A 24,298-nucleotide genomic window follows, 5' to 3' on the forward strand; every position below is an offset into this window, starting at 1 on the left:
ACCTCTTTTATTAGATTGTGTTCCGAATTGTAGTAATTATTGCTTCATCTAAATCGATATCCTGCATCAAATAAGCGCCAATCAGTGCCCCACCCACCGGGCTTATCTCAGGTAAAATCACATTGATAGTAGGGTACTTACTCAAATTCTCTTTTATAAGCCGTGGCAGTACATGTTCATCATTAAAAACGCCGCCACACAGAACAACATCTACCTTTTCTCCTACTTCAAATTGCTTTTCGTATAATGTCTTAATACTAAATGTGATTTCTTTTGCTGCTTCTGCTAAAATCTTACATGCCAAGGGGTCCTTTTGTTTATAAGCCTGAAAGACAATTTTAGCAAGCGGTGCAATTTTATTCTTAGGCGTAGGAGATGAATATATTTTTTGGATTAAGTCCTGTGCACGTGATACATTAAAATGCGTATACAACCAAGGAAGCATAATCGTTTCTGATCCACGTCCATCGACTGCTTTGAGTGCTGCAATAAGCCCTTTTCTCCCAATATCATACCCGCTTCCTTCATCACCAAATAAATACCCCCACCCACCAACGCGATCATGCTCCAGGTGGCGATTGATTCCATATGTAATCGATCCAGTACCTGAAATTTGTACAATTCCTGGCGCTCCATATGTGCCAGAATATAGGGCATTAATCGTATCAACCTCAACCTGAACAGCTATGTTACCTGGTACAAATTGTTCTATTAATAGATGCAAAACTCGCTTATTCTTGTCATTCCCTGCACCAGAGATTCCAGCAAACAGGCAAGTAGTTGTTTGAAATGGAATAGGTGCCTTTCTTTCCAAAGAAGTGAATAATATTTCGAGTGTATCCTTTAGCTCTTCTTCAGAAACAATGTTTGGATTCGTTGGCCCGACCATATGTTGCGCTAGTACTCTCCCTTTCCTATCCGCTATTACTGCTTTTGTTTTCGTTCCACCACCATCGATCCCCATTACATAGCTCATTTCATCCATCATCCTTTGATAGCTATATTACTTCTCTTTATCTTCTACAATATATTCTTTTATGTTAATAAACAAGTACATTATTAAAACTTAATTTCATTGCCTACTAACATTCTACAGTAAAAAAGACGTCAACCCCTATAGTCAACGTCTCTTTCTCTAATTTTCAAACATATACTCTTTCGTATGAACATGCACATTCATAACAATGCCAACTGCAATCATATTTGTAAGCAAGGAACTTCCGCCGTAACTAATAAATGGCAGGGTTAAACCTGTTATTGGCATGAGACCAATCGTCATGCCGATGTTTTGGAAAATCTGAAAAGTGAACAGCCCAATTACTCCTGCTATCAGACACATGCCAAATAAATCCTTACTATTTATTGCAATTAAAACCATTCTGTAAATCATAATAAAGAAAATCAACAATAGTATCGAAACACCAAAAAATCCAAACTCCTCACCTATTACAGTGAAAATGAAATCGGTGTGAATTTCTGGCACTCTTCCACTTTGGGACATAGCTCCTTCTTGAAAACCACTCCCGAATAGTTGTCCAGAACCTATCCCCATTCTTGCTCCGCTCAATTGATAACCAAATGTATTCGCAAATTGATCGGGCTGTAACCAACCATAGATACGCTCTAATTGATGGTCTTTTAATAACAAATTAAAAATATCAGGAAAGTTTACAAATACCCAAGCTAAAGCTGCCAAAATAACTCCTATCCCCAACACAATAAATGATATTAGCTTAGCGGATACACCTGACATAAATAACATGGTCCCTGCAATCGCTACGATGACGAGCGAAGTTCCAAGATCTGGCTGCGAAAAAATAAAATAGAACGGGATAAGTGATAACACAGCCACACTCGTTAATATAGAAACATCTCGTTGCATCAAGTTCTTAGATCTTTCCGTAATTTTGTATATTGCTGTAGCCAACATAATAATTAAGAAGATTTTCACAAACTCAGATGGCTGAATGTCAATACCACCAATTGATACCCAACGTTGAGAGCCTTTACGCATTTCTCCAAAGAAATGGACATAAATTAACGAAAGCAAACCGATAACATAAAGCGGAATGGCTAACGACCGATAATGTTCATATTCGATAAAGAGAACAACAAAAATAATTGCAATAAACCCCAGCCCAAACCAAATAGCTTGCAAAATCAAATAATAAGAAGGGTCCTGACTATACTGACCAGATGCACTATAAATAGATATTAGACTAATGATAAATAATAAAAACACACACAGGAGAAGCGTGTAATCTAATCTATTCACAACATTTCGTATTCCGTGTTTTAAAGAGTCCATAATATTACCCTTCCCTTATTATTGCTTAGAAAACGTGGCATTTACCAAGCCTAATTTATCTATGAAGTTACAATTGAAAAACTTTTTCAAGCGGAATTCTTTTCCTCGCTATTCTGCTGTTCGGCTTTATTATTCTGCATCGAAATATTCATTAACATTCCTATACCAGCTAATGTAATAACCATCGATGATCCGCCGTAACTAATTAATGGTAGCGTAATACCTGTAATAGGTAGCAGCCCTGATACGGATCCTAAGTTTAAAATAGCTTGAAAGCAAATTTGGATCGTAATACCGAATGCTAGAAACTTACCGAAGTAATTAGGTGTTTTTTTGAATATATCAAAGCCTTTCAGCAAGAAAGTTACAAACATTCCCATGACAATAATTAAACCTATTATACCTAACTCTTCCAAAATGATGGCCATAATAAAATCGGTATGTGCCTCGGGAAGGTAACCCATTTTCTGGATACTGTTACCTAGGCCTTCTCCAGTAAAACCACCTGTCCCAATCGCGATGTAAGAATTAACTAGTTGTAAGCCTTGACCAAGCGGATCTGCAAAAGGGTCGACAAATGAAGTCATTCGATCCATCCGATAATCTGCAGAAAATGCCAACATAGCAACTCCTGAAACAGCCAACCCACCTAATACACCTAAATGTTGCCATTTCGCGCCAGAAAGCAGGAGAACTCCACCACAAGCAATGATAATAGATATTCCCGTTCCCAAATCCGGTTGCATAATAATAAGGAAGAACACAAAAGCAAGAATAAGCAGCGGAGGCAAAAACCCACGACTAAATTCACCAATATAATTCCGCTTATTACTATACGCTTTAGCAAAGTATATAAGCATAATAAGTTTTGCTATCTCAGATGGTTGAAATACGAATGGTCCAACTCCCAACCATCTCGTCGAGTAATTCCTTTCCACACCTATCCCTGGAACGAGTACAAGCCCAAGTAGAACGATCAATAGTAGAATTAAAGGTGCAATAAATTTTCCTAATAGTTGATAAGGAATGAAACTAACGACAAAAAATATAACGAAACCCACTACAATCCAAATTAATTGTCTGTTAAAGAAATAATTATCTTCCCCATGTTGCAATATAGCATATGGAAAACTGGAACTATATACCATCATTAATCCAAATAAAGCCATCAATAAAATGAGCGTAAATAATCCAAAGTCCCAACGTTTCATTATATTCTTCATCGCCAGCTCACCTTCTTCTGTGCATCTATATATTTACAATTAACTACCACATTTATGATTCTGAAAATACGACTAACCGAGAATAATAGATTTGATTTGAGTCAATGTCTATATTATTTCCTCTTCCATTATTTTAAATCAAAATGCACATCTCTGCTAGTCGTATTATAGTGAGATTTGTTATTTTCTGTGTAACGACATAAAGTAACCGTTCCTCATTAGAATTTTACAACGCACAGGACGCTCTATAATAAAACGGCTTAAGAGTATAATTATAGCAATTAAACAGTAATATGAAAAGGATGTAACCATTGAATAATCAAAGAAATTGTATAAAAGATAAAAATTCGCCATATTCATTACAAAATACCGTGTCTTTTTTCCTTTGTTGGGGAAGATACATTATAGTGAAATACGTAGAAGGAGGTACATATAATGTCACGTACATATAATAGGTTAACGGAGGAAAAATCCCCATACCTTCTCCAACATGCCGACAACCCAGTAAACTGGTATCCATGGGGCGAGGAGGCATTTGAAAAAGCCAAACAAGAAGACAAACCCATCTTCCTCTCTATCGGCTACAGCACATGTCATTGGTGTCATGTTATGGCCCATGAATCATTCGAGGATCAGGAAGTAGCTTCTTTATTAAATGATAAATTTATTTCGATAAAAGTCGACCGTGAAGAACGTCCAGACGTGGATTCTGTTTATATGAAAGTATGCCAAATGATGACTGGACACGGTGGCTGGCCACTAACAATATTCATGACGCCTGACAAGATACCTTTTTATGCTGCTACTTACTTGCCCAAGACAAGTAAATATGGAATGCCTGGCATCATGGAAGCCTTAACCCAGCTTCATATAAAATATAAGGAAGATCCAGACCATATCGAAGAAGTAACGGACAGTGTAACAAATGCACTTAATAAGATGGTAACAGCTAAAAGCGACAGCCGCCTTACGAAGGAAACCGTTGTAAAAGCACATCAACAATTAGTGAGCGAAATTGATTTTTCCTATGGTGGATTTGGTAAAGCACCTAAATTCCCCATGCCGCAAAATATACTATTTTTGCTAAGGCACTATTTTTTTAATGAACAAGGGAAGGAATCTAAGATAGTAGAAAACACATTGAATTCCATGGCCAAAGGCGGGATATTTGATCATATAGGTTATGGATTCTCACGCTATTCTACCGATGAGAAGTGGCTTGTTCCACATTTTGAAAAGATGCTCTATGATAACGCCTTGTTACTGATTGCATATACAGAATGCTATCAAGTTACAAATGACCCTTTCTATAAAAAAGTTTCCGAACAAATTATCACCTTTTTAAAGCGAGAAATGATGAACACAGAAGGAGCCTTTTACTCTGCAATCGATGCGGATTCAGAAGGTGTGGAAGGGAAATATTATGTGTGGGATTATGAAGAGATATTCACAATCCTCAATAAAGACCTTGCTGAATTATACACGTCTGTCTATGACATCACACCACAGGGAAATTTCGAAGGGAAAAATATTCCTAACCTGATAAATAAGAACTTAGAACACGAAGCGTTAGAGAACAACCTTTCAATAGAGGCACTTCAAGCCCAGTTGGAAGCTGCACGAGAAAAACTTTTGGTGGAGCGCGAAAAGCGTATCTATCCACATGTGGATGATAAAATTTTAACAAGCTGGAACGGGATGGTCATTGCAGCTCTAGCTAAGGCGGGAAAAGTATTTAATAACGGCGACTACCTGCAACTTGCTGTCGAATCCATGGCGTTTATCGAAAGCAATTTATATGAGAATGACCGCTTAATGGCACGCTTTCGGGAAGGTGAAACAAAGTACAAGGCCTACATGGATGACTATGCATTCCTCCTATGGGGTTATATCGAACTGTATGACACAACCTTTGAAGTCGATTACCTGCAAAAAGGAAAGAAACTTGCAAATGACATGATTGCCCTTTTTTGGGACGAGCAAGATGGTGGCTTTTATTTTAGCGGGAGGGACAGCGAGCAATTAATTGCAAGGGATAAGGAAATCTATGATGGAGCGATCCCATCAGGCAATAGCGTTGCAGCTGTTATGCTCACGCGTTTGGGTTATTTAACTGGGGAGAATGCGTATCTCGATAAAACGGATGAAATGTACTATACCTTTTTTGATGACATAGAACGAATCGCGTCAGCAAGCCCGTTCTTTCTGCAATCCCTTCAGTTGACGGAAATTCCAACCAAAGAGGTTGTCATACTAGGACCGGCAAAAGATCCAGAACGAATAAAGCTAGTAGACAGACTACAACAAGCATTTTTACCAAATGTTACGATTCTTGCAGGGGAAAATCCGGAACATTTTTCCGATATAGCCCCATTTGCTGCGTCCTATAAACAGTTAAATGATCAAACAACCGTTTATGTTTGTGAGAACTTTTCCTGCCAACAACCAACCACAGATATAGAGGAAGCTTTGCAAATGATTATGGGAAAATAATCAAGAAGTGTCGTTCTGAAACGGAGCGTCACTTCTTATTTTTATTAACTCCTAATGGACGACCATATTCTTAAAAAAACTACTGTGAACGGAAAAATCTATAACATTGATAAAGCTACTGCAAAGTGCAAAACAGATGGTAATGAATGATAAAATCCGACAATTTTCATATAGCCAAATCTAGTAATATGGGCTATAATGTTGAATCAAGGAGGTGAAACAAATGAGTGAAGAGCGATTTGACCGCTTGGAAAACCGCTTTGATAAACTGGAAAATATGATTGTACAGTTAATCAATACCGTAGGAAATGTTATAGAAGAACAAACTGGAATGCGCATGAACAGAAGGTAATGAAAGAAGAACAGGTTTCATTTCGAGAAGAACAAACTTCGTTGAAAAATGAAATGGCCGCTTTCCGCACAGAGCAGGATGAAATGAAAAGCGAAATGGCTGCTTTCCGCACCGAGCAAGATGAAATGAAAGGTGAAATGGCCGCTTTCCGCACAGAACAAGATGAAATGAAAGGTGAAATGGCCGCTTTCCGTATAGAGCAAGATGGAATGAAAGGCGAAATGGCTGCTTTCCGCATAGAACAGGATGGAATGAAAAAGGAACAGCAAGAAATGAAGCAAGACATTTCTTTCTTGAGAAGTGATTATCAGGACATGCGCATGGAAAGTGATCAACGACATTCAGAAGTAATGAGAAATTTCCGATCTCTAGAAGCTGATCAAGAATTTGTATGGAGAAAAAACACAAGGAATGAAAGAGATATTGCGAAAGTAAAAAAACAATATCTCGGCACATAATTTTAATTGATTATATCTACCTCTATACATCCTAGATTTCCTCATAAAGAATTATATATCCAAACTAGAAAAATATCCTCGTTACATATACCTCACAAGTAGTATAGTATTACGAGGATATTTTATTTATCTCATTCACTCTCCAACAATTTCGCTAAACTTTTCCAGCGTCACTGGCTCCTTCTGAAATTCATCCTTCTTCCAAAGTGACTGTAAATATACAGCGGCAACTGCCTTATCCCTGCTTCCCTCTGTATTACTCATCTCAAGCGCAACGACACTTTCAAAAATATCAGCCATTCGTTTGGCAATTTCCTTGCTATAATAGGTTTGCAGATTCCGAGAAAGCTCTTTTACCGAACCAATGGTTTCCATCAATTTAAGTATTTCTAATTCAACAACTTTCACCCAAGACTTTAATGCTTCATCCGCAATTTTTGCCAGCCTTACCTTCATCTCTGCTTCAAAAAGTTCAGCAGCCTGATATTTCCCCACCAAGCGCAACACTTCCAGTCCTAAAATATTAGCCGTTCCTTCCCAAACAGTCAATACCTGGGCATCACGCAACAAACGTGGGGTGACGAAGTCCTCAATGTACCCGTTACCTCCATGCATTTCAATCGCTTCATGGGAAAAGTGAATGGCCTGTTCCGCAGTTTCCTTTTTCATAATAGCAACATATAAGCGGAATAGTATTTGATCTTTCTCAGATCTTTCCACCTTTGTTTTCAGTCCCATCACTAAATCCATCAATCCAATTACTTCAAACATGGCATTCATTTCCACCTCTTGTTTCGCCGCCATTTCACTTAAAGTTGCTTGTACCATTGGATACATTGTCAGCTTATTGCCGAAAGTTACACGATCCGTCGCATAGGACTTTGCTTCCAAATAAGCCCGGCGCATGATTCCTAGGGAGGCTACAGCATTACTGACTCGTGAAAGGTTCAAAGCTTCAATCATATAGGAGAACCCGTTATTGGCTTCACCAACCAGATAACCTTTCGCTCCTTCAAATTCCACTTCGGCTGAAGGCACAGCCCGCACGCCTAATTTATCTTTTAGCCGCCGAATCCGGAGTTGCCCCGCAGCTCTATTTTCCTCCCATGGTACAAGAAAGAGACTCAACCCTCTCGTTCCTTCAGGTGCCCCCTCCAGTCGTGCGAGTACCATTGCAACACCACAAGCACCCGCATTACTGGCAAAATATTTTTCTCCGGTAATTCGGTAATATTCGCCTTCTTTTACAGCTTCCACTTCATTAGCCCCAACATCTGAACCACCCTGCCGCTCAGTTAAAAGAGTCGCCCCTTCATAGAGCTCAACATCACCTGTTGCAAGTACATGTGGCAAAAATTCCTGTTTCAAATCATCTGAAGCATAGTGATCGATTAAATAAGCAGTCGCCATGGAGAGCGTAACCGGACAGTAAAATCCAGGCTCTGCATGGGAAAGCAAATACCCTTGCGCGAAAGAATACACATAATTCCCCTTATAGCCCAGTGCAGGAATTTCCTTGTGGATGTACCCGACAATTCCTGCATTGTACGTCTCTTCCACCGTCTTTTTATATCCTTCATTCAGCAAGACCTGTGACACTTCATTTCCCATTTTGTCATAACGGATCAGCTGCGGCTGGCCTTCCCGGTCTGTGTGCACCGCTCGCTCGTCAATTGGCCCGGCAGTCAATGTTCCAAACGCCTCTAATTCGTTATCTGCCCACTTGTAAAAATCAGCAGGTAGCATTTCTTTAAGTAATCGCTTCAGATTAGGATCCTCATTGTAGAAGTTTGACATTGTTCCCCTCCTTCCTTATTGTTCGACACGCTCACGCAGCTGATTTTTTAGTAATTTTCCTGTTGCATTCCTAGGAAGCGCTTCCAATTGTTCGTAAATCCTAGGAATCTTGAAATCTGCTACCTTGCCTTTTAAAAACTCCCTGCATGTGTCTGCTAAATTCTCTATTTCACCCTCCATTACCACATATGCTTTCACTGTTTCACCCCAGTCCGGATTAGGAACACCAACAATAGCCACATCGCTAATCTGCGGATGGTTGTTTAATATATTCTCAATTTCTTGTGGAAAAATATTTACACCACCAGATATGATTACATCCTTTTTTCGGTCGACCACCCAGTAAAATCCGTCTTCATCCTGCTTCGCCATATCACCTGTATACAACCAATCTCCCCGAAGCGATTCCTGCGTTTTTTCTGGATCCTTATAATAACCTTTCATATTCCCCTCCCCACGCAGAATAATTTCTCCAACCTCGCCTTGACTTACATCTTCCTCGTCTTCATTCACCAACCTAATTTCACAATTCAGTGCTGGGCGTTTTCCGATACTTCCCGCCTTCTTATCCTGATCATCAAAGCCTAATAATGTGCCATTTGGTCCAGCTTCTGTCAGTCCATATACACACATTAGTCTATCGGTTGAAAATTTTTCTTTTATAAATAGTACTTCCTGTTCTCCCAGAGGCGCACCGCCATATACCCAATATTCCATTGAGGTTAAATCGTGCGTTCTGATCTTCGGATGCTTGGCACTGCCAAGATAGGCGACAGGTGCACCAAAAAAATGTGTTGTTTTTTCCTTTTCGACAGTTTCCAGTAGTAAATCAGGTGTAAATGTCGGCACAAGTACGTGTGTCGCGCCAACATATGTCCCTGCAATCATGAATAAATGCAATTGCGCTGAATGACTAAGCGGCATCATATGCAGCACCCTGCTCTCCGGCTTCATTGACATTTCAATACAAATCATCGTTGCTACGGTTAAAATACTCCGATACGTGAAGACAACACCCTTTGGAGCACCAGTTGTTCCAGATGTATACAGTAAGGAGGCCTCATCATCCTCTGTTAATTCACAGCGGATTTCAGCTGGCGATCCTTCCGTTATTAATTTTTCAAACGAAAGCCAGTCACCATCAACCTCTCCAGTTTTCACATATAGGAGATCACCAGTTTTCGGCATCCCTTTCACCTGTTCAAATAATAAATCATGTGTAATAAACACCTTGGCGTCACTGTGATTTAAAATATACATTATTTCCTGATGAACAAGCTTAGCATTAATCGGAACAATCAGTGCTCCTATGCGCTGAACGGCAAAATACGTATATAAAAATTCCTTCGTATTCGGCATATGGAGGATCACTTTATCCCCTTTCGTAACACCACGCTTCAGTAAACTATCTGCCAATTGATTGACTGTCCTATCCCATTCCATGTACGTAATACGCTCCGAAGGGGTTATGATCCCTTCATGATTTGGAAATTTTCTCGACTGGCTTGCAAGCAAATTAGGTATATTCATTCATTTTCACACTCCAATTCTTTTAATTTGGTTTGAAAATCCTCGATCAGCCATTCCATCTCTGAACGAATCAGGACTAAATCATCAATCCGATGCGTCACCTCTCTCATCTTTTGCTGGCCATATTCGATGGTTCGTTCAAGCTGTTGTTTTCCCGATGGATCCTGATCAAATAGCTTAATCATTTCCCGTATTTCTTCTAAACTGAAACCATATTTTTTCCCACGAAATACTAGCTTGAGACGAATCTTCTCTTTTTTGGTAAAAATCCGCTGCCCACCCTCACTACGCACTGGATTCAGTAAACCAATCTCCTCATAATAACGGATCGTTCGTGTAGAAACAGCAAAATGTGATGCAAGCTCTGATATCGAATAGGTCTCCTTTTTATCCATTTGCAATCACCTTCGTTAGCAAATTTTCTAACAACAATAGTTTATCATTAACGTTAACGTCAACTACAACCCATATTATAAAAAAACAAGGCTGCCTTAATCAAAATTAAGACAGCCTTACCTTTCAATCTATCTATTTGCAAAAAACTCCTCAGCCTTATCCAGGAACACTTCCTGATCAGGTGACAAATCATATTCTTCTTCAATTGCATCGACCGGACAAACCGCTTTACATGCCCCGCAATCTATACATACATCTGGGTCTATGTAGAACTGGTCTGCTCCCTCTTCGATACAGTCAACCGGGCATACACTTACACACTCAGCTGACTTCTCTGGGCCACATGGATCCAAAATCACAAAAGCCATCTATGATTACCTCCCTTATATCCTTTAACAAAGTTTAGAAGACTTGGTTATCGCCAAGCTTTATGTCGATAGCCAAAGCCCACAATATGCAGTAAGAAAGTTTTTATACTTTTTTATCTGCGAACAAAAGATTCTACTTCTATTTAATGATACATGAGGTAAGCATTGCAAGTAAACAGCTTGCTTAACTTTTTTCAAAATATAAATGATAATGCAGTGCGCAACCGGGATTAAATGATACCCCGCAGGAAGGACAACTATTACCGCTCGCTAAATAATCATTGATCGTCAGTTCCGTTCCACATCCCCCACATAAGATCGCCTGCTGATCAAATCTCTCACGGGGCCAGACCTGAATGACTCCACAGCCATACGCCTCATGGCATTGATAACACGGAAAATATTCCTGGCAACAATAAAATTTAATGGCAATCCGATCATTTGCCTGATGATAATGCCCGCAACGTGTCTCCCCGTCCATTGCACCTTTAACTTGCTTACCATGAATCTCCATGTCAACCAACTCCTTTTTCTATAAATATGTGCCTACCCCAGGATCGATTGGTATTTCCAAGAAGAAAAATTCTGCTACTAACATTATACTGAAGACTACCATTATTGTATATAACCACCATGTTTTACTAGCTATTCATTTGGGAACATAATAATATACAGACGATAAAGGAGTTTTTTACATGAAAACATATAGTGTAGCACCAAATGCTGATGTTTCAGGCTGGTTTGTTAAATTAGAAGATGTTGCACCAGAAGAGGAATATTTATCCAAAGATGCTGCCATCTCAGCAGCAGAAGAAATGGCCAAGAAAAAAAGCCCCAGTAAAGTACAAATATTGGACAAGGATCATATGATAATAGAAGAAAAACAATATTAGAAAAGAATCAATACAAGTAGAGGTACAACTCGCACGCCGATTGGTACCTCACTTTTATACCTAGTTATATGATGACATTTTAAAAACGCTCAGAATCCATCTGAGCGTTTTTACTTATACTGCCATTTTGGTAAAAGCATTTTTCTCTCCCAAAACTGTATCCGTTACAGGAAATCATGGCGTCCTTACTTTTATTCTTCGATTACTTATTTTTCAATTTCGCCAGTTGCTCAGCCATTGCATTATTCTTAAAACCATCATCCTGCTTGTTCAAGTATTTCTTTACATCCCCTTTTGAAACTTTATGCTTTTGCTCCTGTTTCTTGCGTTTTTCAAAGGTGGAGAGCTTTTCTCGATGTCCACATTTGCACATGAACATTTGCCCTTCCCCTTCACCACGCAATTCCAGACGCTTATGACAGTTCGGACAACGTGCATTCGTTTGTTTGGCAATATTCTTTTTATGTCCGCAAGAACGATCCTGACAAACAAGCATGCGCCCTTTTTTATTATTGATTTCCAACATGTGCTTGCCACAATTCGGACACTTGGTCCCCGTCATGTTATCATGTTTGAAGTTATCATCACTATTTTTTATTTCCTTAACGACTTCATCTGCATACGTCTTCATTTCGGATATAAAACGTTTTTTATCCAGCTTACCTTCTGCAATCTGGCCAAGTTTTTCTTCCCATTCTGCTGTTAAAGCTGGGGACCGCAAATCTTCTGGAACCAAATCCAGTAGTTGACGTCCTTTTGACGTTAAGAAAATATGCTTCCCTTTCATTTCCATGGACATGCTATTGAAAAGCTTCTCGATAATATCAGCTCGTGTGGCAACTGTTCCAAGTCCTCCAGATTGATTGAGGCTACCAGCTAAATGCTTCTCATCCGAACTCATATAGCGTGCTGGATTTTCCATCGCTTGCAATAACCCACCTTCTGTAAAACGTTCTGGTGGTTTGGTTTCTCCATTCGTCATGGACACACGCAAATTCGAAAACACGTCGCCTTTCTCCACAACTGGTAGCCGCTGATCATCACGATCATCATCATCTTGATAACGATTATTATAGATTTCCTTCCAACCCTGCTTTTTCACAATTTTCCCTTTCGCTACAAAGCGTTCATTATCGACTTGAGCCGTAATTTGGGTCTGTTCATATTCATACGGATCCGATAATACAGCAAGAAATCGTTTCACAACAAGATCGTAAATTTTCCTTTCTTTATCATCTAAGTCATTTAAAATAACATGCTGCTCTGTTGGGATGATGGCATGGTGGTCTGAAACTTTAGCATCATCCACCACAGATTTTGGCAATTTTTTTATATCTTTTTTCATAATCATCGTTGCAGCTTTTGCATACTGATCTACCCCACACGCCTTCACGCGGTCTTTCAATGTTGGAACAATGTCGGATGAAATCACCCGCGAATCACTACGCGGATAGGTCAATACTTTATGCTGTTCATAAAGCTTTTGCATGATAGATAACGTTTGTTTTGCCGAATAATTGAAAATCCGGTTCGCATCCCGTTGTAATTCTGTTAAATCATAGAGCTGCGGTGCATGTTTCTTTTTGTACGATTTATTTACATCGACGACTTTAGCAGGTTTACTTTTTAACTGCTGAAGCAGAGTATCTGCCCGGTCTCTCGAGAATATACGGCTATTATTTTTCGCATCCTGCCATGTTAAGGTAAAGCCTTTATCTGTCTTCGCTTGAATTCCGTAAAATTTCTGGGGTTTAAATTCCTTGATTTCCTTCTCCCGCTTCGCAATCATGGCTAGAGTTGGTGTCTGTACGCGACCAGTTGACAGCTGTGCATTGAATTTCGTTGTCAGTGCGCGGGTTGCATTTAACCCAACATACCAATCCGCTTCTGAACGAGCGACCGCAGAGGCATATAAATTTTCGTATTGCTTACCAGGCTTAAGCTTATTAAATCCATCTCGGATCGCTTTATCGGTAACGGATGAAATCCATAAACGTTTCACCGGCTTATGATTACGAGCTTTTTTTAAAATCCAACGTGCAACTAGCTCCCCTTCACGGCCTGCATCTGTCGCAATGACAACCTCGCTCACATCTTTACGATTAAGTTGTGTTTTCACCGAATTAAACTGCTTTCCTGTCTTCTTAATCACGACTAAATTTAATTCGTCTGGCAACATTGGCAAGTCTTCCAATTTCCATGTTTTGTATTTTTCATCATATGTCTCAGGGTCTGCCAATGTAACTAAATGACCGAGCGCCCATGTCACAATATAGTTTGATCCTTCCATATACCCATTGCCTTTTTGATTACATTTTAGGACTCGGGCAATATCACGCCCAACGGAAGGCTTTTCTGCTAATACTACTGTTTTACTCATCCTTGAAAATCCTCTCTCTCATTAAAAACCATCTATGTATACTTTACCATAAAGTTTATATTCTTTCATTTAGGGGGGATATGAGACGTCTCATACCATTTAGGGTTAAAAAATATTTATTGATTTGTACACTCACGTTTCCCAGCGCCTTTCCATACAATGAACCTAGAAATGTAGCAAAGGACTGGGTACTATGCTTTTTTATACAGGGTTATTATTCTTAGTAATTGCTGTTAGCCTCGATGGGTTCGGGGTCGGTGTTACGTACGGAATGCGAAGAATACGAGTTCCACTTATTGCCTTGTTAATCATTATGCTATGTTCTGGTATTATGGTTTTAGTAGCAATGACAATCGGAAATATAATTAGTTCATTTATTTCACCTAATATAGCAGAAATGCTTGGGGGATTTATCTTAATTTCAATAGGTTGTTTTTCTTTATATAACATTAGTAGACCAAGACGTGAAGCGGAGGTGGAATCTAGTTCAACCGAGAAAAGACAGAACACTATCTCAACCGTTCTTACGACACCAGACAAAGCTGACTTGGACCGTTCTGGAACCATTTCAGCCAATGAAGCGGTATTACTTGGTTCTGCACTTGCGCTAGATGCTTTTGGTGCTGGTATTGGAGCAGCAATGCTTGGATATTCACCAATTTTAACCGCAGTTCTTATCGCTTTGATGAGTGGATCATTTGTATTTTGTGGCATTAAAACAGGTATATTTTTATCCAAAAATAGATACCTGAAACGCATGACTTATATCCCACCACTCTTGTTAATAGCCCTTGGGATTTTTAATATTGTATCGTGATAATACGCTTTTTAAAAAATTGCCGAGTGGAAGTCTCTGTTGTAATTTCAGAGAATTTCATCGTATATAGACATGACTACCAAATAGGAGACGAAGCTATTCGCCTCCTATTTGGTAGTTTCTTGAACACCCTTGTAAAACGTGGCATTCGTTAAAGATTTCTTAGATATACAATTAAACTTCCCTATTGCCTACAAAGCTTTGACAAGCCCTCCATCAACGATCAGCGATTGGCCTGTTATATAGGTATTCGCACCAGATGCTAAAAATACAATTGCTTTAGCAAATTCATGAGGCTGCCCGTAGCGGTTCATTGGGATTGCTTGTTCCGCCTCTTGTTTAATAGCTTCAGGAGACGAATCGCTTTTATCTGCACTGACCTGGTTCAATTCCATGATTCGATCTGTTTCAATTGTTCCCGGACCAACCGTATTAACCAAGATATTGTCTTCGCCTACTTCCTGTGATAATGATTTCGCCATTCCAACGATTCCTGGGCGCATCGTATTAGAAAGGGCTAAGTTATCTAGTGTCTGTTTAATGGAAGATGAAGCAAGATTGACAATATGTCCTCGTTTTTGTTCTTTCATATATGGAATAACTTCTCGCGTTGACCGAATAAAACTAAGCAAGTTTAACTCAAATGCATGATACCAATCCTCATCTTCCATATCGATAAATTTTCCTGCCGGTGGTCCACCAGCATTGTTAATTAGTACGTCAACCGTTCCATTCCATTCTACGGCTTTTTCTACCAATCCCTTAATTTCCTGCGCATCTTTCATATCGCATGTTGCATAATCAACATTCTCATTCCCTGTTTCTTGTTTTATCTCTTTCACCGTTTGCTGTAAGGTATCCGCATTACGGCTGCTAATTAAGACATGTGCTCCTTCATGTGCAAATTCTGTCGCGACTGCTTTGCCAAGCCCTTTGCTGGCAGCTGTAATAACTACTGACTTACCTTTTAAATCAAGATCCATCCTTATACACTCCTTCTTCATAATAAAAAACGAAATCTACTCCTATTACCATAATAAGGGAGATTTCGGTTTTTACAAAGTTAGTTGCACTTACGACGCACAAGTGTTTTCGATGGGACGAGCATTTACGCGCAGTCCCAAATGGTTTCGGTGGGGCGAGCATTTACGCGCAGCCCCAAATGGTTTCGGTGGGGCGAGCATTTACGCGCAGCCCCAGGACGTGATGGTTTTAGCCACTGAGCAGTAGAAAAACTTATATTATAAGAGGGACAGGATCCAACCTATTACTACAATTGCACCAATCACCATTAATATTGTTCGCAACATTTCATTCATCCTTTCATGAGGCTAGTAGGCTTTAAGTTATACGTTATAAAAAACCAACCGAACTTACGCGGGCTTGACCCACGGTTAGCCAGACATCTATCAACAACTATACCCCAAAGCCCGGAAATAAAAACATACAAGCCCTTGACTAGAATGCTCAAACGCCTGAAGAAAAGGACACACTCGAGTTGTCTACAAGACAGGAGAGGTAACAGCTACTTATACGATATTCAATAAGATCGTAATTGAGACAATACTAACAAGTGTTGCGACCAATGTAATACTGGAGACCAGTTCTGGTTCTGTATCAAATTCAATGGCATACATGGTCGTTGTTGCTGCAGTAGGCATTGCAGAAATAATGATTATAACCGACCCAATTAATGGATCCAAGCCCAATAAATAAACAAATCCAAATCCGATCACCGGAGACACTGCCATTTTCAATATTACAGAAGATGTGATGACCTGCCAATTTAGATTGATGGATGTAATCGATGCGAGTTGCATTCCAAGCATGATCATCATTACTGGGATTGCTGCATCCCCGACCATTGCTAATGTGGAATGAATCGAGTCAGGCAGTGGTCCGAGTGAAAAATACTGAAAAATAAATGCCAGGAGCGCTGCATAGGTAGTAGGCATTTTTAACACATTTTTAAAGGCACGCTTGATTCCACTTGTGCTGCGTGAAGCGTAATATATTCCGAAAAAATTATTCATTAATGATTGCACAATCATAATAAATACTGCATAAGGTAACGCCGCATTCCCCAAACTGAACAGCACAACAGGTAGTCCGTAATTTCCTGAATTCATAAAACCTGTTGATAGAATCGCTGCACTCTCAATGGAAGGCCCCCACTTGAATAGTCGAGCAAGAATTTTATTGATCACTACCATGAAGAAAAATAAAACAAGCATATAAATAACAATAATCATATAACCCTTATCAAATTCAGCGTCATATAGAGAAGTAAATACAAGTGCAGGAGTCAAAATATATAATGTTATAGTTGAAACCGATTTTACATCCATTACTCGGACTCGCTGCAAAATAAACCCTGCCGTAAATACAGCAATGATTGGTAAAATTACATTAAAAAACAAACTCATGATGACATCCCCAATACCTTATGCTTTTATGCTTTATAAAAATCGTCCTGAAAAATAGACATGATAACCGCATTATGATAAGCACCTTTCACAAAAAACTCATCCTTTAATTCGGCTTCCACCTCAAATCCAGCCTTTCTATAAATATGAATAGCCTTTTCATTTATTTGATCGACAACCAAATAAAGCTTATGTAAATTTAAGTTTGAAAAAGCATAGTTCATTGCCAGCTGGGTAGCTGTAATCGCATACCCATTCCCTTGCTGAACTGGATCGATCATAATTGTAAATTCTGCTTTTCGATGAACATAATCAATCGAAGCCAACTCTACCAAGCCGAGCTTTTCCTCCCCTTTTTTCAAAATAAATCGTCTCTCATGTGGATTGGACATATTTTTATCGTACGAATCTTGCAACTCTGCTAATGATTTATAAGGTTCCTCAAACCAGTAAGACATAACCTCACCATTATTATATAACGTATGCAAGAATTCTAAGTCATCCTTTTCCAACGTTCGAAGTCCAACTGCTTCATCCATAAATTACAAACACCTCCGAAAAAATCTCATTCTTTTATCAATAATAGCACATTTACAGAAGGATGCTCAAAGCGATTCATTTAGAAAGGTCGTTTTGAAAAGTACTTCGTATAAGTTGACAAACGAAACGATATGTGAGACAATACTTAAGTTAAACAAATGAAGTAACAAATAAGTATATCTGGCATTCTACGTAATGTTTTTAAAGATGCTTATTCACACTGGCGCGGCTTAGGGGTCGCAAGGACGTAAGAGCAGGTAGGGCTTACGTTGCTTAAGTTAGAGAACACCCAGTGGAACATGTACCGCGGTTAAAGTGAAATTTTAGACAGCTTGGGTTTTGTTAAAGGATTCTTAGAAAGCGTTCTTTGCATTATTAGAAACCCTTATACTTTGGAGTGCATGCTTGTACAGCAAACCCTTAGTTACACGTATGCACATAAATGAAATTTCCCACCCGAATTAAACGGGATTAAAATAAAATAAAAACTTATGTGTTACTTTTGAAATCAAAGGGGTACTCTTATAGTAAGAGTACCCCTTTTCCAATACATATGAATGAAAAGCAACTCCAATGGGAGCGACATACCACACACCACGTAAATCCCATGAATAATGAATGAAAGAAGGTTTAAAAATGACTCATTTACCACTTGGAACGATTCAAACAATGACGGTATTACGTAAAATTGACACAGGCTATGTGTTGAAAAAAGGTATGGAGGAAGCGCTGCTCCATCATAATGAAACGGAGCATGAATTGGAGGTCGATCAGGACGTAGACGTCTTCTTATACAATGATAAAAAAGGCCTCGTTATAGCAACCACCCAATTACCAGCTATTAGAATGGATGAATACGATTGGGCAGAGGTTACCGAAGTCGTTCCAAAATTAGGAGCCTTTGTCAAAATTGGCATTGGGTTGGAGATGCTTGTATCCGTAGATGACCTGCCGTTATTTGAAACAGTTTGGCCAAAAGCAGGAGACAAGCTATTCGTCACACTGGGAAAAGATCAAAAAGGGCGTTTGCTTGCTCTCCCGGCAACGGAAGGAATTATTGCAAGAGAAGTTGAACTTGCACCAGATGAATTGCTGAACCAACCTATTAGCGGCCATGTTTATCATACGAACAGAGAAGGTTCCGCCTTTTTATCAAAAGATGATTATCGCGGTTTCATCCATCATACCGAACGAAAAGAGGAACCACGGCTTGGAGAGTATGTACATGGACGTGTGATCGTAGTGAAAGACGATGGAACACTGAATGTTTCACTTAGACCACTTAAAAAGGACAGCATGGAGGAAGATGCTGCCGCTATCCTAGCCCACCTCGAGGAAAATGGCGGGGAAATCCCGTTCAACGACAAAAGTGATCCAGAAGATATTCGCGAAACATTTAACATCAGTAAAGCAGCTTTCAAACGCGCGCTCGGAAAGCTGATGAAAGAAGGAAAAATCGAACAGCATAATGGAAATACGCACATAAAAAAATAATTTTAAAGCCACAGAGCAACGAAAATCTGTGGCTTTTTTTGCGCATAAAAAAACTAAATGAGAAGTCTCAAATTTAAACATTATGTTAGCATTTTGTTAGTAAATCACTAAATAGTCCTTATATATCAAGGGTTGGAACGGCAACTTACATCATGACGCCCATATACCAAACTCCTGTTGCTATATTCGCTACTGCTTTTTTTTACTACATATACCGATCCAAGATAACGGAAGCCAAGAACAAATATTCGTATCCTTTCATTGATGAACATCTTTTTAGTTACTTTTTTGTGACTTTTTAAAAGTCACAGTAGGTTGAAGGATATTTGTTGAATGAAAATAGAGCCTAAATTGCAATAGTAAATGCAACACCCTTTGTGAAACCGCTATATAAGGTTTTCCTGTAATTTGTTGGTGTTGGGGCCTAGGCCCCAACACCAACAAATTTTGCGAACGCTTCGGCTGGAGTCCGCCTCTCCCTCTTTACATACCGTCAACTTCTAATAAGCCAACGTTTGTAATTGTAATTTAGATATTGAATTTTGATTTCAGAAAACCCTTTAAATTAGGAAACCTTTTTAAAAGTAAAGTATCCACTTTTTGATGTTCAGTTTCCAATGACTCCATGATTTTGTATTTAGAAGTAATATAATTTAAAGTCGTACTACTTATCTTTTGGTTCACTTTCAGCTTTCAGTTGATCGATTCTAGTTCTTCCCCATTCATACATCATTTCTATAATAGGTAGGAGAGTAAAGCCCAATTCTGTTATATAATATTCAACTTGTGGTGGAGAAACAGGATACACTTTCCGAGCAATTAACCCATCTTTCCTCAGTTCTTTTAGTTGGTTTGATAAAGTTTTATGGGATATATCTGTAAATAGACGTTCTAAATCACTATATCTAGTAGCGCCATCGACCCCTAAATGATATAAAATAACCACTTTCCATTTGCCGCTGAACATTGACAGTGTAAACTCTTTAGCACAATGGTAATCCCCATTTTCTAGACGTTTTCTGATACTATCCCTAAGCGTTTCAGCCATTTTACCATCGCCCTTCTTTCCTATAACACTTAGTTAAATAATCCTCTCTCTAAAACACAAGACAAATTAAACCCCCTTCAATAAAGGAAGAGGGTTTTAACTTACTATAGTTCCCTTTGTATTGGCATAGACAAGAAGACAAATGTAAGCAATTTGTTAACAAACCATTTATTCAGTAACTCTGAAAGTTATTCAGCCCACTTCGCCAATCCAGCAGGACTTGTACCAGCCATGTAACCACCGTCAATAATAATGTTTTGGCCAGTGAGGTACAAACAGTCATCCGCAGACAAAGCATGAATAATAGCGACAGCCTCTTCTGGCTCCATGAATCGTCCTAAAGGCCAAGCGTATTTTGCAACCTTAACCTCAGTCTCAACACCTTCTGCGTAAAGCATCGGCGTATTCATAGAGCCTGGGGAGATACAATTGCAGCGTAGTCCACGATGAGCTTGTTCCATAGCTACAGTCTTGGTCAAATTGGTGATGGCTGCTTTAGATGGTCCATAAGCACCATATCCCGGCATGGCCGCGATATCACCAAGTGAGCTGGTGTTAACGATGGCTGATTTATCCGGCATAATCGGCAATGCATATTTAATAGTATGGAATGTTCCGAAGTAATTGACATCCATTACTTTGCGTACATCTTTCATTTCCAAATCCTCTACAGGAATTTCAGGAGTTATAGTGCCCGCACAGTTAACCAAAATATCAATGCGCCCGTGTTTTTCTTTGACGTTCTCCATAATCGACTTTACGGCCATCTCGTCAGTGACATCAAGCTGATGAAATTCGCATTTTCCAGGAAGACTGTCGGCAACTTCCTGTCCAAGTTCTGCCTTGATGTCTGTACCGATTACATAGGCGCCAGCTCCGACGAAACGGCGCAATACACCTTCACCCATACCTTGGGCAGTACCTACTACAAAAGCAACTTTACCAGTTAAATCAAAATACATTCCTAACACTCCTTTTAATTGAGTTAAACAATCTTACTTAATAAAGTCTGGACCTATTTTACTATTTTGCATACTAATCATTGAAATAAGAAGGTGCAGCAACAAAAAGCTGCTGGACAACTTTTATTCAAACTTTATTTAACTTATCATGAATCCCAGCAACAGTAACAGTAATAAATTCATGTAATGACCTACCAATTTCAATTGAATCGTTTAGGTGTCGACCATAACTATTCTGTACAACTAATACCTTTCCAAAATATTTCAAATGAAGCATCTAGTGAGTGTTCATAAGATTGGCCAGTATTATAAAAAAGATGAACAATCAAACCATCAAAAAGCGTGACATAACCAAGGGTACATTCTTCTGCCCCTGAAGTGAATGCTTCTTTTTCAAACACTTTTCTCACTTCGTTCTTAAATACATTGAAGTTGGTCAAATACCGGGAAGCCACAAATGTGTCGATTTCCATAGGCGGTGAATACGACATTAAATGTAGAAAATCGACAGTGGTATTTTCACTTGTCCGTCTTTTTATTTCCTTTAAGAAACGATAAAGCAACTCCTTGGAAGTAACATCCGGTTGATCTTTAAAATATGCTTGTATAAATTTAATTTCTTCTTCAATCACTTCGTCGTAGAGTTCAGTAAACAAGTCTCTTTTGGTTGGATAATGGTAGTAGATTGACTGTTTTCTCATACCTGCCTCTGTGGCAACCTGAGCCATTTTGACACCTTCATACCCATATCTGTGGAACTGATTGATTGCTGCTTGCTTAATTATTTGTTTGGACATTATTACCTCCATATTTCACTGATTTTCTTTTCACAATCAAGTGAACCATATAAATAACCAGAAGTACAACGTAAATTAGCATAGCGATGATATAGATAACTTGATAGGAATCGGTCGCAACAACTGCCAATCCGAGAATTAATGAACCTCCCCCGATCCCTAAATCAAAGAAATTAAAGAAGGTGGCCGTGGCATCCTCATGTTCATGTTCTCCTACTAGGTTCAAACACCAAGTTTGAATCGCCGGTAATATGGCACCAAATCCAAATCCGTAAAAGACCGCTGCTGTCAGTAGCATAACGTCACTAGCCGCTACATAGAGCAATAGTAACCCTACGATTGAAAAAAGAGAGCCCAGGATAATAATAATGGTTGGTCCATATTTATCAAATAACTTTCCTGAAACAATACGGACAACGAAACTGGCCACAGCAATTAGGAAGAAAAACAGTCCTACTTGTGTAAATTCTCGTTCAAGTGCATAAAGCGAAAAGAAGGACATAATCCCCCCCTGCAGCGATACCCACCAACAAAACTAATAGCCCTGGAAAGAGGACACGTTTCTCGAAAAATTTTATCTTCACATTGATTTCCTTGTCCATTTTCTTTCCTTCGGGTGTTCTCTTAATAAAGACCGCCATAATTACGGCCAGTATCAGAACAGCCATTCCGCCTAAGAACAATCGCTGGAAATCATACAATTCCAGCGTCAAAATACCAATCATCGGACCTACCGAGATGGCCACGGTTTCCCCGACCCCAAAATAGCCAATTCCTTCGCCTCTTCGCTCCTTAGGTTACGGGTTTCATTTCGAACTTCCTCCTAGATAATTTGTTCGTTCTTAGAACAACTATCACAGTATATAACTGACTTTAGTCAGTTGTCAACACTATTAAATTAGATTTTATAATTAATTTAATATGACTTTGGTCAGTTTAATTTTTATTTCAATAAATTTCTAGAGATATATAGAAGTATAGGATTCTTATTCTTGAGAGTGGATCAACTGATTTATCAAAAAAAGAAGCTTCTTGGGTAGAAGCTTTCTAGTTCGTAAATTGTTGAATAAACTGCTGGATTTACAGCTATTGTTCATTTTAATCTATCTACTTGTAAGTGGGTTGTCGACAAGTGTCAGTGGATGGCTTGGAATTTTAGATTTCTCAATATTAGTAGGATTGATGATATTTTTTATGCATTTATTTCTTTGAAGCTTTGCCTATAATAGAGACAGGGATTTAACCTAATAAGGATATTGAATAAAGCAAGAAGCTATGTCTCAAAGCCATTTTCATGATTTTTTGGACAGGCTTTTATATTTTATTTATTAGGAGATACAATTGACTACTTCTGATAACATCATGATATGTGAAAGAACATCCTGCTTAATCATTGTTATGAATTGGTTCGATTTATGAATTATTTAACACCATAAAAGAAATATCCAAAAATCAGTTTTCACCTCTAATGTTTGGGGTGCAACACCTAAACACAACCTCTTCCTTTCTTGGTCCACTTTCATTCTCTTTCAAAGGTATTTTTATAAATTCTTTTCTTCTTTTTGGAGATATTTATTATCTCTGCCTTCTGGATAGATGTTTAATGCATAATAAAAGTACAGAGTATTGCAACCAAAATGTTAGAAGGTTGTACAAATAAAAAAGGCTTGCCAGCCCTAACAAAATACCCTACCGTTAATAGCGACTAAACAAATTAATGGTGGAGGTAAGTGAAAGGATGTTAGCAATGCCTGAAGTTAATCATATCAAAAATTTACGTAATAATAAATCACTATCAATTAATGAAATAGTAAAACGAACCGGTTTTGCTTGGAAAACCGTTAAGAAATACGCGGATGAAGATCAATTACCCGAGGAAAAAACACCATTTAAAAAGGGTATGATGCATGAAGAAAAATGGGGAGAAATTGTATCTGACTGGCTAATGGAGGACCAAGCACTTAAAAAGAAATTGCGAAGGAATAATAAGAATATATTTAAACAATTACAGTAATT

General features: G+C 38.8%; 24 protein-coding genes. 7 read left to right on the forward strand and 17 right to left on the reverse strand.

Features of this window, described 5'->3' with window-relative positions; all coding sequences use genetic code 11:
* Positions 1 to 10: 10 nt before the first annotated feature.
* The 3 genes from OLD84_RS13705 to ftsW form a co-directional block, all read right to left on the reverse strand.
* Entirely contained in the window at positions 11 to 976 is a 966-nt protein-coding gene (locus OLD84_RS13705) for an N-acetylglucosamine kinase (RefSeq protein ID WP_209464574.1), read from the reverse strand.
* A 159-nt stretch (positions 977 to 1,135) separates the two neighbouring features.
* A complete protein-coding gene (gene rodA / locus OLD84_RS13710) occupies positions 1,136 to 2,308 on the reverse strand; it encodes a rod shape-determining protein RodA (RefSeq protein WP_209464573.1) in 1,173 nt (390 codons plus the stop codon).
* A gap of 86 nt (positions 2,309 to 2,394) precedes the next feature.
* Positions 2,395 to 3,531 (reverse strand): putative lipid II flippase FtsW, encoded by a 1,137-nt coding sequence (gene ftsW / locus OLD84_RS13715; RefSeq protein ID WP_209464572.1) that lies wholly within the window; start codon positions 3,529 to 3,531, stop codon positions 2,395 to 2,397.
* 435 nt (positions 3,532 to 3,966) lie between these two features.
* Here ftsW and OLD84_RS13720 point away from each other — a divergent pair, with 435 nt between their 5' ends.
* The 3 genes from OLD84_RS13720 (at position 3,967) to OLD84_RS13730 (ending at position 6,834) form a co-directional block, all read left to right on the forward strand.
* A complete protein-coding gene (locus OLD84_RS13720) occupies positions 3,967 to 6,024 on the forward strand; it encodes a thioredoxin domain-containing protein (RefSeq protein ID WP_209464571.1) in 2,058 nt (685 codons plus the stop codon).
* A 223-nt stretch (positions 6,025 to 6,247) separates the two neighbouring features.
* The gene (locus OLD84_RS13725) at positions 6,248 to 6,376 is read left to right on the forward strand and encodes a hypothetical protein (RefSeq protein ID WP_264917211.1); all 129 of its coding nucleotides are present in this window, start codon (positions 6,248 to 6,250) and stop codon (positions 6,374 to 6,376) included.
* Complete coding sequence (locus OLD84_RS13730) at positions 6,376 to 6,834, forward strand: hypothetical protein (RefSeq protein WP_209464570.1); 459 nt, start codon at positions 6,376 to 6,378, stop codon at positions 6,832 to 6,834. Before OLD84_RS13725 ends, OLD84_RS13730 begins: the two co-directional genes overlap by 1 nt.
* A 135-nt stretch (positions 6,835 to 6,969) precedes the next feature.
* Here OLD84_RS13730 and OLD84_RS13735 read toward each other — a convergent pair whose 3' ends face one another.
* The 5 genes from OLD84_RS13735 to OLD84_RS13755 all read right to left on the reverse strand — a co-directional run bounded on the left by OLD84_RS13735 (position 6,970) and on the right by OLD84_RS13755 (position 11,439).
* Positions 6,970 to 8,631, reverse strand: coding sequence for an acyl-CoA dehydrogenase family protein (locus OLD84_RS13735; protein ID WP_209464569.1), 1,662 nt, complete (start codon positions 8,629 to 8,631; stop codon positions 6,970 to 6,972).
* Between the two features lie 15 nt (positions 8,632 to 8,646).
* Entirely contained in the window at positions 8,647 to 10,161 is a 1,515-nt protein-coding gene (locus tag OLD84_RS13740) for a class I adenylate-forming enzyme family protein (RefSeq protein ID WP_209464568.1), read from the reverse strand.
* A complete protein-coding gene (locus tag OLD84_RS13745; RefSeq protein WP_209464567.1) occupies positions 10,158 to 10,556 on the reverse strand; it encodes a MerR family transcriptional regulator in 399 nt (132 codons plus the stop codon). The genes OLD84_RS13740 and OLD84_RS13745 overlap by 4 nt, the downstream gene beginning before the upstream one ends.
* A gap of 129 nt (positions 10,557 to 10,685) precedes the next feature.
* Positions 10,686 to 10,925 (reverse strand): ferredoxin family protein, encoded by a 240-nt coding sequence (locus tag OLD84_RS13750; RefSeq protein ID WP_209464566.1) that lies wholly within the window; start codon positions 10,923 to 10,925, stop codon positions 10,686 to 10,688.
* Between the two features lie 184 nt (positions 10,926 to 11,109).
* Entirely contained in the window at positions 11,110 to 11,439 is a 330-nt protein-coding gene (locus OLD84_RS13755; RefSeq protein ID WP_209464565.1) for a CHY zinc finger protein, read from the reverse strand.
* Positions 11,440 to 11,620: 181 nt separating this feature from the next.
* On the opposite strand from OLD84_RS13755, the gene OLD84_RS13760 reads away from it, so the two are divergent.
* Complete coding sequence (locus OLD84_RS13760; protein WP_209464564.1) at positions 11,621 to 11,818, forward strand: DUF2188 domain-containing protein; 198 nt, start codon at positions 11,621 to 11,623, stop codon at positions 11,816 to 11,818.
* Between the two features lie 202 nt (positions 11,819 to 12,020).
* On the opposite strand, the gene OLD84_RS13765 is transcribed toward OLD84_RS13760, so the two are convergent.
* A complete protein-coding gene (locus tag OLD84_RS13765; protein ID WP_209464563.1) occupies positions 12,021 to 14,198 on the reverse strand; it encodes a DNA topoisomerase III in 2,178 nt (725 codons plus the stop codon).
* A 193-nt stretch (positions 14,199 to 14,391) separates the two neighbouring features.
* Between OLD84_RS13765 and ytaF the strand changes: the two genes are divergently transcribed.
* Positions 14,392 to 15,015: a sporulation membrane protein YtaF gene (gene ytaF / locus OLD84_RS13770; RefSeq protein ID WP_209464562.1), complete on the forward strand. Its 624-nt coding sequence runs from the start codon at positions 14,392 to 14,394 to the stop codon at positions 15,013 to 15,015.
* A gap of 191 nt (positions 15,016 to 15,206) precedes the next feature.
* Here ytaF and OLD84_RS13775 read toward each other — a convergent pair whose 3' ends face one another.
* The 3 genes from OLD84_RS13775 to speG all read right to left on the reverse strand — a co-directional run bounded on the left by OLD84_RS13775 (position 15,207) and on the right by speG (position 17,980).
* Positions 15,207 to 15,998, reverse strand: coding sequence for an SDR family oxidoreductase (locus OLD84_RS13775; protein WP_209464561.1), 792 nt, complete (start codon positions 15,996 to 15,998; stop codon positions 15,207 to 15,209).
* A 546-nt stretch (positions 15,999 to 16,544) separates the two neighbouring features.
* Positions 16,545 to 17,441 carry an AEC family transporter gene (locus tag OLD84_RS13780; RefSeq protein ID WP_209464560.1) on the reverse strand — a complete coding sequence of 299 codons (897 nt, stop codon included), beginning with the start codon at positions 17,439 to 17,441 and terminating at the stop codon, positions 16,545 to 16,547.
* A 26-nt stretch (positions 17,442 to 17,467) separates the two neighbouring features.
* On the reverse strand, positions 17,468 to 17,980 hold the full coding sequence (gene speG / locus OLD84_RS13785) for a spermidine N1-acetyltransferase (protein WP_209464559.1): 513 nt from the start codon (positions 17,978 to 17,980) through the stop codon (positions 17,468 to 17,470).
* A gap of 637 nt (positions 17,981 to 18,617) precedes the next feature.
* Between speG and OLD84_RS13790 the strand changes: the two genes are divergently transcribed.
* A complete protein-coding gene (locus tag OLD84_RS13790; RefSeq protein WP_209464558.1) occupies positions 18,618 to 19,475 on the forward strand; it encodes a CvfB family protein in 858 nt (285 codons plus the stop codon).
* A 664-nt stretch (positions 19,476 to 20,139) separates the two neighbouring features.
* Here OLD84_RS13790 and OLD84_RS13795 read toward each other — a convergent pair.
* From OLD84_RS13795 to OLD84_RS13815, 5 genes are all read right to left on the reverse strand, one after another.
* Positions 20,140 to 20,523, reverse strand: coding sequence for a winged helix-turn-helix transcriptional regulator (locus OLD84_RS13795; protein WP_209464557.1), 384 nt, complete (start codon positions 20,521 to 20,523; stop codon positions 20,140 to 20,142).
* Positions 20,524 to 20,711: 188 nt separating this feature from the next.
* Positions 20,712 to 21,485, reverse strand: coding sequence for an SDR family NAD(P)-dependent oxidoreductase (locus OLD84_RS13800; protein ID WP_209464556.1), 774 nt, complete (start codon positions 21,483 to 21,485; stop codon positions 20,712 to 20,714).
* 230 nt (positions 21,486 to 21,715) lie between these two features.
* Positions 21,716 to 22,282 carry a TetR/AcrR family transcriptional regulator gene (locus OLD84_RS13805; RefSeq protein WP_209464555.1) on the reverse strand — a complete coding sequence of 189 codons (567 nt, stop codon included), beginning with the start codon at positions 22,280 to 22,282 and terminating at the stop codon, positions 21,716 to 21,718.
* Positions 22,263 to 22,784 (reverse strand): MFS transporter, encoded by a 522-nt coding sequence (locus OLD84_RS13810; RefSeq protein ID WP_245301697.1) that lies wholly within the window; start codon positions 22,782 to 22,784, stop codon positions 22,263 to 22,265. Before OLD84_RS13810 ends, OLD84_RS13805 begins: the two co-directional genes overlap by 20 nt.
* A complete protein-coding gene (locus OLD84_RS13815) occupies positions 22,756 to 23,028 on the reverse strand; it encodes an MFS transporter (RefSeq protein WP_245301696.1) in 273 nt (90 codons plus the stop codon). Before OLD84_RS13815 ends, OLD84_RS13810 begins: the two co-directional genes overlap by 29 nt.
* Positions 23,029 to 24,020: 992 nt before the next feature.
* Between OLD84_RS13815 and OLD84_RS13820 the strand changes: the two genes are divergently transcribed.
* On the forward strand, positions 24,021 to 24,296 hold the full coding sequence (locus OLD84_RS13820; RefSeq protein ID WP_209461903.1) for a hypothetical protein: 276 nt from the start codon (positions 24,021 to 24,023) through the stop codon (positions 24,294 to 24,296).
* Positions 24,297 to 24,298 lie beyond the last annotated feature (2 nt).

It is taken from the genome of Virgibacillus natechei (genome assembly GCF_026013645.1).
Taxonomy (GTDB): Bacteria; Bacillota; Bacilli; order Bacillales; family Amphibacillaceae; genus Virgibacillus_L; species Virgibacillus_L natechei.

Coding starts and splice junctions, on each gene's coding strand:
- OLD84_RS13750 (WP_209464566.1), bottom strand. CDS start 10,925: ATGGCTTTTGTGATTTTGGATCCATGTGGCCCAGAGAAGTCAGCTGAG.
- OLD84_RS13765 (WP_209464563.1), bottom strand. CDS start 14,198: ATGAGTAAAACAGTAGTATTAGCAGAAAAGCCTTCCGTTGGGCGTGAT.
- OLD84_RS13755 (WP_209464565.1), bottom strand. CDS start 11,439: ATGGAGATTCATGGTAAGCAAGTTAAAGGTGCAATGGACGGGGAGACA.
- OLD84_RS13800 (WP_209464556.1), bottom strand. CDS start 21,485: ATGTATTTTGATTTAACTGGTAAAGTTGCTTTTGTAGTAGGTACTGCC.
- OLD84_RS13780 (WP_209464560.1), bottom strand. CDS start 17,441: ATGAGTTTGTTTTTTAATGTAATTTTACCAATCATTGCTGTATTTACG.
- ytaF (WP_209464562.1), top strand. CDS start 14,392: ATGCTTTTTTATACAGGGTTATTATTCTTAGTAATTGCTGTTAGCCTC.
- OLD84_RS13725 (WP_264917211.1), top strand. CDS start 6,248: ATGAGTGAAGAGCGATTTGACCGCTTGGAAAACCGCTTTGATAAACTG.
- OLD84_RS13805 (WP_209464555.1), bottom strand. CDS start 22,282: ATGTCCAAACAAATAATTAAGCAAGCAGCAATCAATCAGTTCCACAGA.
- OLD84_RS13820 (WP_209461903.1), top strand. CDS start 24,021: ATGTTAGCAATGCCTGAAGTTAATCATATCAAAAATTTACGTAATAAT.
- OLD84_RS13705 (WP_209464574.1), bottom strand. CDS start 976: ATGAGCTATGTAATGGGGATCGATGGTGGTGGAACGAAAACAAAAGCA.
- OLD84_RS13735 (WP_209464569.1), bottom strand. CDS start 8,631: ATGTCAAACTTCTACAATGAGGATCCTAATCTGAAGCGATTACTTAAA.
- OLD84_RS13730 (WP_209464570.1), top strand. CDS start 6,376: ATGAAAGAAGAACAGGTTTCATTTCGAGAAGAACAAACTTCGTTGAAA.
- OLD84_RS13775 (WP_209464561.1), bottom strand. CDS start 15,998: ATGGATCTTGATTTAAAAGGTAAGTCAGTAGTTATTACAGCTGCCAGC.
- OLD84_RS13760 (WP_209464564.1), top strand. CDS start 11,621: ATGAAAACATATAGTGTAGCACCAAATGCTGATGTTTCAGGCTGGTTT.
- OLD84_RS13790 (WP_209464558.1), top strand. CDS start 18,618: ATGACTCATTTACCACTTGGAACGATTCAAACAATGACGGTATTACGT.
- OLD84_RS13810 (WP_245301697.1), bottom strand. CDS start 22,784: ATGTCCTTCTTTTCGCTTTATGCACTTGAACGAGAATTTACACAAGTA.
- OLD84_RS13740 (WP_209464568.1), bottom strand. CDS start 10,161: ATGAATATACCTAATTTGCTTGCAAGCCAGTCGAGAAAATTTCCAAAT.
- OLD84_RS13720 (WP_209464571.1), top strand. CDS start 3,967: ATGTCACGTACATATAATAGGTTAACGGAGGAAAAATCCCCATACCTT.
- speG (WP_209464559.1), bottom strand. CDS start 17,980: ATGGATGAAGCAGTTGGACTTCGAACGTTGGAAAAGGATGACTTAGAA.
- OLD84_RS13745 (WP_209464567.1), bottom strand. CDS start 10,556: ATGGATAAAAAGGAGACCTATTCGATATCAGAGCTTGCATCACATTTT.
- ftsW (WP_209464572.1), bottom strand. CDS start 3,531: ATGAAGAATATAATGAAACGTTGGGACTTTGGATTATTTACGCTCATT.
- OLD84_RS13795 (WP_209464557.1), bottom strand. CDS start 20,523: ATGGCTGAAACGCTTAGGGATAGTATCAGAAAACGTCTAGAAAATGGG.
- rodA (WP_209464573.1), bottom strand. CDS start 2,308: ATGGACTCTTTAAAACACGGAATACGAAATGTTGTGAATAGATTAGAT.